The organism is Micromonospora sp. LZ34 (assembly GCF_052981855.1).
Genome location: NZ_JBRIQN010000114.1, coordinates 1 through 5,399, shown reverse-complemented (window position 1 = coordinate 5,399; position 5,399 = coordinate 1). Strand labels below are relative to the sequence as shown.

Below are 5,399 nucleotides of genomic sequence, written 5' to 3'. Positions count from 1 at the left end.
CACCCTCGGCCACCGCCTCGGCGTCAACCGATTCTTCACCGACCTCGCCGGCCACGCCCGCACCCACCCCGACCACGCCCTCACCCGATGGTGGCCGGAGTCCCGCTGCGCCCAGACCGGCGCCTTCGCCCGCCCCGGCGACCCTGTCAACCTGCACGCCCTGGCCGCACCGATCCGCCCCGACGGCCACGGCATCTGGACCACCCCCGACGCCCGGGTGCCGTTCTTCCTCGAACACGACACCGGCACCGAACCCCTGACCGAGCTGATCCGCAAGCTCATTGGCTACGCCCGGCTCGCCGAAGCGGGCGGCCCCCGCTGGCCGGTGCTGTTCTGGCTTCATTTTGCGAAGCGCGCTCACCACCTCCACCAGCACCTCGCCGCGATCCCCATCCCGATACCCGTGGCGACCGCGAGCCGTGACCACGCCACTCACACCACCCTCGGCCCGCCCGGACCACTGTGGCAGCTGCACGGCCACGCGGGCCTACTCGCCCTCGCCGATCTCCCCGCCGCCGCTCCCAACCTCACCGAACCCGAAGAAACGCGGTCGTGTGACTGACCGCCGCTCTACACAAGCCACGTCGCCCTGCCCGAATTGGGTTTACGGCCACCATCCCTGCCCATCGGACTCGCACGACATGGCACCGGTCGTTGCCGGCCTAGACGCGAGCGGGCCTGGTAGCGAGGCGAGGCGCTATCCCGGCCCTGCCCGCGACTTGACCTTGGGCAAGAGATAAGCGTGGATCAGCCGACGGAAGGGACCCGCTGCAGCACCGCGGTCCAGCGCATCGACCACATGCCCCATGGGGCGACCTGAACGAAAGGGCTTCCGATGTCCCACCTTGGCCGTGAACGACCCGGACAACTCGCCGTGGTGCCTGACGATGTCACCGATCGGCTGCTCTGGCGCCTCGCCATCGACGTACTCGCCGCCCACCAACCCGGACCAGACGGCAACTGCCGCAACCTGCAATGCGCCGGGCAGTTAGGCACCTGCGTGGCGGCATTGACTGCCCGCCGCGCGATCGAACTCGCCCGGACAGGACTGCAGGCATCCGACCCAGCACGTCTCCCCGCGCGGACCTGGGCGGGACCGAGGCTGCCGGCCCGACGTCGAGATGACTTCGTCGGCTGGTTCGCGGCGCCGCCACCGGCCGCGCCCACGGTGTGGCGGTCGCCGCCAGCGCCGGCACGCAGAACGCCAACATCACTGCCCCGCGCCGCATAGCGCGACCGCCGGTCACTCTCTGGGTTGTCAGCGATAGCACCGCCAGGCGTAGGCATCGTCGGGGTCGACGTCCGTGCGTAGGCGCCGGAATCGTAGGGCGCACGCAGAACGACGGTCACGGCAGCCCTGGGGAGGGCAACGAGTGATGAACCCCCAGCCAAGCTGGCAGCACCAGGTTTGCGTCGAGCCGGACCGCAGGATCGTCTTGCTCCGCGGGGAAATCGACGTCAACGGAGCGGACAACCTCTTGGACCTCCTCAACCACACGATCAACGCGGCGCAGCGGGTCGACGTCGACATGGCAGCGGTCCAGGTCATTGACTCGACTGTCATCGGCGCACTGATCACCGCCCGGAACACGGCGACGGCAGCCGGGAGGCAACTCGTCGTCACCAATCCCAGCAGGACCGCCCGTCGAGTCCTGGGTATCACCGGCGCGCTCGATGCCCTCTCGCCCACCAGCACCTGACGGGGACCTTCCACCCGTGCCGGGTTCAGGGGTCTCTCGTGTGGCGGCATCGGATTGACCCGGTGCGCGGGTGTGACTCAGGCGGCGAGCCCCGCCGTCGTGGACACTGGCGCCTGATCGGCGATGCGGCCGCTAACCGCGGCGAGGCCTGTGCGGGTGGCCGAGCGGTGCACGGCTTCGTGGGCGAGTTCGTCAGCCGTCTGCTGGCTGGTGACGCCGGTGAGCAGCCCTTTGGCGAGGGCGTCGGCGAGGCGGGTGTCGATGCGTCCCAGCCGCATGCGCAACGCGTCGAGGGTGATGCCGAGGCGGGCGGCGACCGGTTCGATCGCGCGCCGCCCGAGCCGGATGTCGATGTAGGGCTGTTCGTCCTCCTGGTCGAGGATGCCCAGGCCGACCGCCCGTTGGACGAGCAGGTCCTGACCCTGCCCGCCCCACGCATCCTGCGGGTGCCCGTAGGGCATAGCGGGGGTGCGGGGGCCGGTGATGTGGTCGACGTTGTCCACCGACGTGTACTCGCCGGCTTGTTGGCGCAGGGCGTAGCCGGCTCGGAACGCCGCCCGGCACAGCGCCGCGTAGGGGGCGTCGCGGGCCAGGTCGACCCGGTCGCGCAGTGCCGCCAGGAAGCCGGTGAGGACCTCTGCGCCGATGTCGTCCGGGTCGCCGCGGTGGCCGGCGCTCAGGTGACTGGCGTAGCGGCGCAGCGCCGGAATCGCCATGCCGACTGCGGCGATCACCCACGCCGGCCCGTTGAGGCGGGCGCGGCGGATCAACTCCCTCCACACCTCGTCGCGCGCGGTGAAGGCGCGCGGGTGCGCGAGGAGCCAGTCCCGCAGCGCCGGCAGTGTCATGACATCGCCGGGCAGGCCGGTGCCGGGGTCGACCGTGTCAAGGTGGAGTGTCATCGGTGCGGGGTCGCAGGTCAGTGCCGCGAACGCGGCGTCGGCGGCGTCCAACGGCGAGGCGGGCCAGTCGATGCCAGAGGCGGTCATGTCACTCTCCCCACGGCAATAAGACCGTCGATTGGCACCGTCGTGGTGTCACGGCACCAGGCAGGCGCCGATTACGACACGAGCGACTCACAAGGCCCTCACAGCGCAGGTTGCGCCGCCCCTGACACCGCCGCGCCGATCGATGGCACGATCCCGACACGATTCCCTGGCATCGACTGTGATCGTTGAGAGACGTATATGACACAGCCCCTGAGCTGCACTGTGACACCGCTACCCGCCATGGCATCGACTCTCCGCGCCCTAGCGGGCGAGGTGTCCGCCCGATTCGTGACGGCCGATGACAACGCAGGCGATGACACTCACAGCCGCTCACGAGCGCTCACAACGACTAGCGTCCGGTCGGTGGCACGGTCGCAGACCGCGAAGTCACACGGACGCCGTTGATGTCATTGCGGCGTCGACCGCTTTGACGACAGTGCCGTCACCGGGGCGCGTCAGCCCGATGTCATCGGGGACGGTGTCATGACACGGCCGGCGACGATGACCGGTGGTCAATCGACTGATCAGGCGCCTGGCGGCTGAACGGTCGACGCCGGAGCCAGCGGCCGTGCGCAGCACGTCCAGCTAGTGCGGGCGCAGTTCGACAAGTGGATCCCGCGCCGCGAGGGCGGCGGCGACGGGTCATGGCTGTCCGGCCGGAAGTGGCAGTATCAGGTGTGCGTTCACGGGGGCGGGGCATGGCTGGCGAGGTTCGGCGTGGCCGTGCTGTCCGATGGTGGGTCTGGGCGGTGCCAGCCATGGTGCTGGTGCTCGTCGCATGGTGCGGGGTTGGCACCTATTTCATGGTCAAGCCGGGCGAATGGCACACGGCGGCAACCGCCCGTTATCCGGACGCGGTCGCCTCTCCCCGGTCCGGGGTGGTCGCCGCGCTGCGTGCCGCACCGTTGATAGTCGAACGGCGGTTGCGGGTCTTCGCCACCGAGCACGATGTGTGGGCCGAACCGTTGACCGCGGCGGATGGGCATCCGCCGTTCTGGTCGTACCACCGGTTTCCGGCGGACGTCACCGGAGTGGTCGCGATTCCGGCACACGGAGCGAACGCGCCGATGGTCGTGGTGAAGTGGTCCGACGGAGCGCTGGCTGGAGTGGACGGGCGAACCGGCACGATCGCGTGGCGTGCCACGGTCGAGCGGGACATCGGCGGCGACAGCTACAGCGGCGGTCCGACCGGCGTCGCGACCGTCTACGGTGACAGCCTGATTGAGCTGTTCGCCACCGAGACCCGGCAGCATGGCCCCGTGCTCGTCAGCTCCGGCGAACATTCCCTCGACGCGTTCGAACCCGCGACCGGGCGGCGGCTGTGGCAGGTCGACCTGCCCGGATGTTCCGGAGTGAACTGGACCGGACCGACCGTGGTCGCGGTGGTCCTGGCGTGTGACCGGCCGAAGCAGGTGCAACTGTACGACGCCGAATCCGGACGCGAGCTGACCACGTGGCAACCCACGGCAGGCTCGCCCGCTGCGAACCGATCATGGATCGTTGAGCCCTCCGGTTGTGTGGTGGCGCAGTCCATGTGCGACGGCTTCCACGTCAGCAACGACGGCGGAAGCTGGCGCATCCACCAGGACGGTTCGATAACCGGGGTGTGGCCCCACGACTGGATCGCCGTCGACGTCGGTGACCTGACGCTTGAGTACCTCTCGGTCCGCGACACCGTCCGCGCGGTGTCCCGCCTCGATGGCTCCCCCGTATGGCAGCGATCCTTCGCCGGTACCGTCAGCGACGTCACCGCGGACCGGACCAGCGTGTACGTCGTCACCGACCGCGACGAGTTGTTACGACTTGACCAGCGCACGGGGCAGGCTCAGTCCCAAGCTCAGCTGCCCGCCGGTGCTCACCGGTCCTTTCACGTGTACGCCACGGACGGCTACGTGGTGATCGACAGGTCCAACTTCGACTTCACGGACCGGATCGCCAAATGGAGGCTGCCCCGGGATGCCCGCCCAGCGCTGCTCGTCGCCACCTAGGAACGCCGTGTGATTGGCAGGGCGGAAAAGCGCCGTCGTCAGGAGCGCTGGCCCAGTGGGAACTGCCAGGGAGCATCGCGGGATTTCCGGCGGTGGCCGCTCGCGCCGCGTCGGGTATCAGTTCGGTCAGGGACCACGGCCAGGCCTCCCACGTTCCCAGCGTGGCGCCCGCGACGTTTCCTCCGCGCCGGACGATCCTGTGCTGCTCGTCGGCCTGGTCCTCAACGCCGTCTGGGGCTGGTCGTGGGCCGACCCGATCGCCGCGCTCGTCATCGCCGGGTCGCGGTCAAGGAAGGCGTTGAAGCTTGGCGCGGTGAACACTGCGACGACTGTGCATCCCTGCCTGCCGTCGACGCAGCCACCGGCCAAGGCTCGGGCTGCACCGATGGCTGCTGCACCGACCGGACGGCGTAACCCGTGGCCTGGCTCGCGCTGCTGCTCTACCTGCTGGGCCTGCTGCTCGCCTTCGGCTGGCGGACCCTGACCCAATGGCGCCGCACCGGCGACACCGTTCCGCTGCGAAGCGGGGCAACCACGAGGTCGTGAGGCGAGACATCGGAGCTAAGTACCTCATTTCGCGCTGGTTGTGAGCGGCTGTGAGCCGTTGTGAGAACGGGGGGCGTTCGCCAGAGCACACAAACAGGGTTTGAGTCACCCGTGCCCCTTGCGGCGCGTCCTGCCGGGCTGAAAATCGGGGTGTGGTTGCTCGCCGACGTCGATCA

General features: G+C 69.4%; 5 protein-coding genes and 1 pseudogene. 5 read left to right on the top strand and 1 reads right to left on the bottom strand.

Annotated features, from left to right (window positions below):
- Together ACVCAH_RS37425 and ACVCAH_RS37420 are read left to right on the top strand one after the other, a co-directional pair.
- The coding region (locus ACVCAH_RS37425) for a replication-relaxation family protein (RefSeq protein WP_447140938.1) at positions 1–562 on the top strand (562 nt) is incomplete at its 5' end.
- 814 nt (positions 563–1,376) lie between these two features.
- On the top strand, positions 1,377–1,700 hold the full coding sequence (locus tag ACVCAH_RS37420; RefSeq protein WP_447140939.1) for an STAS domain-containing protein: 324 nt from the start codon (positions 1,377–1,379) through the stop codon (positions 1,698–1,700).
- A 77-nt stretch (positions 1,701–1,777) separates the two neighbouring features.
- On the opposite strand, the gene ACVCAH_RS37415 is transcribed toward ACVCAH_RS37420, so the two are convergent.
- Positions 1,778–2,689 carry a hypothetical protein gene (locus tag ACVCAH_RS37415; protein WP_447140937.1) on the bottom strand — a complete coding sequence of 304 codons (912 nt, stop codon included), beginning with the start codon at positions 2,687–2,689 and terminating at the stop codon, positions 1,778–1,780.
- 758 nt (positions 2,690–3,447) lie between these two features.
- On the opposite strand from ACVCAH_RS37415, the gene ACVCAH_RS37410 reads away from it, so the two are divergent.
- The 3 genes and pseudogenes from ACVCAH_RS37410 (at position 3,448) to ACVCAH_RS37400 (ending at position 5,223) form a co-directional block, all read left to right on the top strand.
- Entirely contained in the window at positions 3,448–4,677 is a 1,230-nt protein-coding gene (locus ACVCAH_RS37410) for an outer membrane protein assembly factor BamB family protein (RefSeq protein ID WP_447140936.1), read from the top strand.
- Positions 4,678–4,876: 199 nt separating this feature from the next.
- Positions 4,877–5,091, top strand: a pseudogene (locus ACVCAH_RS37405) (hypothetical protein); the annotation flags it as partial.
- 3 nt (positions 5,092–5,094) lie between these two features.
- Positions 5,095–5,223 carry a hypothetical protein gene (locus ACVCAH_RS37400; RefSeq protein WP_322443066.1) on the top strand — a complete coding sequence of 43 codons (129 nt, stop codon included), beginning with the start codon at positions 5,095–5,097 and terminating at the stop codon, positions 5,221–5,223.
- Positions 5,224–5,399 lie beyond the last annotated feature (176 nt).